Origin of the sequence: Candidatus Bandiella numerosa, assembly GCF_021811875.1 — a bacterium.
Lineage (GTDB): Bacteria > Pseudomonadota > Alphaproteobacteria > Rickettsiales > Midichloriaceae > Aquirickettsia > Aquirickettsia numerosa_A.
In genome coordinates, this window is the sequence record NZ_JAJBJD010000101.1 from 1 (window position 1) to 4,077 (window position 4,077).

The window sequence follows — 4,077 nt, forward strand, 5'->3', positions numbered from 1 at the left end:
TTGCCTTCAATCTCTTAAAAGCTTTAAATATGTGTGGCTAAGATCAGCAAATCGGCATGCAACATGCTAATTTAGCATAATATTTTGTTAACTTTCTTGAATTCCTATTATTCTATCAGCTTTTATAGCAAACTTATCGTTCTTCTTTATATGAATCTAATTTTTTAAATCCATTTATTGCATATCTTCCTTGCTTTGCATTTATGCAACGGCCTTTTAAATTAAAAAAAGGTTGCGTTGTTGCAATGATCTGTAATTTCACTATATCATAATAAAAGTGGAATAATTAAGTCTAAAATTATGAATTTTGATAAATTTACGGATAACTCAAAATCTTTGATTCAGCAAGCTCAAACATTTGCTATGTCAAAAAATCATCAGCAATTTAAACCTGAGCATATTGCTTATACCTTGATAAGCAAGGAAGATGAGATTTGTCGTAGATTAATTAATTTGTGTGATGTTGAGCCTGATAAGATTTTGCAAAAATTAACAATTTATTTAGACTCACTGCCTTCAGTAACTGGTTCTAGTCAATTATATCTTTCCAATGAAAATGCTAAAGTCTTAGTATTGGCTGAGCAAATTGCTAAAAAGAGAGGCGACACCTTTGTAAGTACTGAAAGTATTTTACAGGCCATTACTGAGACTAAAGGCACTGAAATATATAAAATATTATCTGAAGAAAATATAAATCCATCAAAAATTTCTTCCGCAATAGATCAAATGAGAAAAGGTAGAGTAGCAGATACAGCAAATGCGGAAAATACCTTTGAGGCCTTAAAAAAATATACAAAAGATATTACCCAATATGCAGCTGAAGGTAAACTTGATCCAGTTATTGGAAGGGATGAAGAAATAAGAAGGGCTATACAAGTATTATCGAGGAGAACAAAAAATAATCCGGTATTGATAGGAGAGCCAGGTGTAGGAAAGACGGCGATAATTGAGGGTTTGGCTCAAAGAATTTATACAAATGACATACCAGAAAGTTTAAAAAATCTAAAATTACTATCTCTAGATTTAGGAGCCTTAATTGCAGGTGCCAAATATAGAGGTGAATTTGAAGAAAGGTTGAAATCAGTTTTGAACGAAATTTCTGCGTCTTCAGGACAAGTAATATTATTCATTGATGAGTTACATACCTTAGTTGGAGCAGGCGCGAGTGAAGGAGCGATGGATGCATCAAACCTTCTAAAACCAGCTCTTGCTAGAGGAGAATTGCATTGCGTAGGCGCAACCACTCTTGCGGAATATAAAAAATATATAGAAAAAGATGCAGCTCTTGCAAGAAGATTTCAGCCGGTATTCGTTCCAGAACCAAGCGTAGAAGACTGTATTTCAATTTTAAGAGGCTTAAAAGAAAAATATGAAGTTCATCATGGAGTGAGGATTACAGATAATGCCATTATAGCTGCAGCAAATCTTTCTAGTAGATATATTACAGATAGGTTCTTACCAGATAAAGCGATAGATTTGATAGATGAAGCAGCTAGTAGGTTAAAAATGCAAATAGATAGTAAACCAGAGCAAATTGATGAACTGGAGAGAAAAATTATTCAATTAAAAATTGAGCAATCTGCCCTTGAAAAGGAGAACGATAAAGCATCTAAAGAGCAATTACAAAATATTGTAAAAGACCTAGAAAAATTAGAGTCCAATTATACGGATTTAATGAGTAAGTGGCAATCTGAAAAATTGAAAATTACAGATATACAATCTCTGAAAGAAAAATTAGATGCAGCAAAAGTAAATTTGGATATTGCCCAAAGGCAAGGAGATTTTAATAGAGCTGGTGAATTAAGATATAGTGTCATCCCTGAAATTCAGGCCAATTTAGAAAAAATCGAAAGAGAAAGAGAGAATACAATGCTAAAAGAGGTTGTTTCAGAAAATGATATCGCGTCAATTGTATCGAAATGGACTGGAGTTCCTGTTGATAATATGTTGGCATCAGAAAAAGATAAGCTACTTAAAATGGAAGATTTTCTAAGAACTTTTGTTGTTGGTCAAGATCATGTACTAGAAATTATTTCTAAAGCAGTGAGGCGTTCAAGAGCAGGAATTGCTGATAAAGATAAGCCAATTGGATCATTCTTATTTATTGGACCAACTGGTGTAGGAAAAACTGAATTGACTAAGGCTTTAGCTACATTTCTTTTTAATGATAAAAAAGCTATCCTTAGAATTGATATGTCTGAATATATGGAAAAGCATTCCGTAGCTAGGTTAATTGGATCTCCCCCTGGATATGTAGGGTATGAAGAAGGTGGTAAATTAACAGAAACTGTTAGGAGAAGACCGTATCAAGTGATATTATTTGATGAAGTTGAAAAAGCTCATCCTGATGTGTTTAATATACTTTTGCAGGTGCTTGATGAAGGTAGATTAACTGATGGGCAGGGAAGAACAGTTGATTTTAAAAATACTTTGATAATATTAACATCAAATTTAGGCTCGCAATTAATCTCATCCCTTCCAGCTGATAAAGATGTGAACGAAATACAAGATGAGATTATGGTATTCGTTAGAGAATCCTTTAAACCAGAATTTATAAATCGTTTAGATGAAATAATATTGTTCAATAAGCTGAAAAAAGAAAATATGGCTGACATTGTAGATATTCAATTAGAAAGGCTAAAGGATTTATTGAGTGAAAAAAATATTTCTATTGAGGTCACGCCTAAACTAAAATTGTGGTTAGCAGATAAGGGATTTGACGAAGTTTACGGAGCAAGGCCTTTAAAGAGAGTTATTCAAAATAAGATTCAAAATTTTATTGCTGAAAAACTAATTTCTGGAGAAGTCATCCCTAAAGATAATATAATTCTTGATTTGCAAGATGGAGAGATTGTTATTATAAAAAAGAAAAATAAGGACTAGATTACAGAGTTCTTAATATTTCTAAAAAATATGAAAAAATTTACTGAAAATCTTTTTAAAGTAGTCAGCATGCTCTCTGATGAAAAATATATGAGTGGGGCAGAAATAGCTAGGCATTTAGGTATATCAAGAACTGCCATATGGAAAATCATTAAAGTTTTAATCAACTATGGGATTGATATAACATCTAATAATAAATTAGGCTATAAGATAAATCAGAAATTGATACTACTTGATAAAGATGCAATCGGCAGGAAGATTGATTATAATCCTACCAAATTTGATATTTTTGAGTCTATTAATTCAACAAATGAATTTTTAAAAAGTACGCAAAGTCAAGATTATCAAAATCATATTTGCCTAGCGGAACACCAATCAAGTGGAAATGCTAGATTGAAGAGAAGTTGGGATTCGCCATTTGGGCAAAATTTGTATTTATCTATTAAATACCACTTTAAAAAAGACATTTCTGCTATTTCAGGATTAAGTTTAATTGCAGGATTGAGCGTTATAAGAACATTATCTCAGTTAAATATTTCTAATAAATTTAAAATTAAATGGCCAAATGATATTTATTGTGAAGATAAAAAAATTGCAGGCATTCTAACAGAGGTTATTGGAGAAAGTTACGGTGGATGTATGGCTATAATTGGTATGGGGCTTAACGTTAACATGATGAAACCATCCAACGAAAATGTTATTAATTGGACCTCTCTAAAAAAAATCACTGGGGAGCATTTTGATAGGAATGAAATTTGCGTTTCGCTGATCAATAACATAATTAAAGATATAGAAAAATTTAGTATTTTAGGGTTGGAGTATTTCTTAAGTGACTGGAATAATCATGATTATCTTGCTAATAAGAAAATTGCAGTTAACAATAGTGAAAAAACTATAGAAGGCGAATATAAAGGCATTGATGCTCAAGGCAACTTATTGCTTAAAATCGATAACAAAATAGTAACTCTTTACTCTGGTGATACATCTATAGCTTCAATTAGGTAACCAGCATATAAATATTGGGCACCGTCAAGTTAATGGAAATATGGCCGCAACACAACCCTGATCCTTAAATTTTAGGCAGCAGCTATCTCTTGGATAGCTTCATCCCAAATAAATTTAGCTTTTTGAAAATTCTCTCTTTGGATATTAGCTGCATTAGTATATCTTCCTATATCAACTGCGAATATATTT

3 protein-coding genes are annotated in these 4,077 nt (G+C 31.9%); 2 read left to right on the plus strand and 1 reads right to left on the minus strand.

The window, feature by feature from the left end:
- Positions 1 to 133: 133 nt before the first annotated feature.
- Positions 134 to 262 (minus strand): hypothetical protein, encoded by a 129-nt coding sequence (locus tag L8D11_RS05815; protein WP_272906036.1) that lies wholly within the window; start codon positions 260 to 262, stop codon positions 134 to 136.
- Between the two features lie 38 nt (positions 263 to 300).
- On the opposite strand from L8D11_RS05815, the gene clpB reads away from it, so the two are divergent.
- Both clpB and L8D11_RS03960 read left to right on the plus strand, forming a co-directional pair.
- A complete protein-coding gene (gene clpB / locus L8D11_RS03955) occupies positions 301 to 2,883 on the plus strand; it encodes an ATP-dependent chaperone ClpB (RefSeq protein ID WP_236870376.1) in 2,583 nt (860 codons plus the stop codon).
- A gap of 30 nt (positions 2,884 to 2,913) precedes the next feature.
- On the plus strand, positions 2,914 to 3,888 hold the full coding sequence (locus L8D11_RS03960) for a biotin--[acetyl-CoA-carboxylase] ligase (protein WP_236870377.1): 975 nt from the start codon (positions 2,914 to 2,916) through the stop codon (positions 3,886 to 3,888).
- Positions 3,889 to 4,077 lie beyond the last annotated feature (189 nt).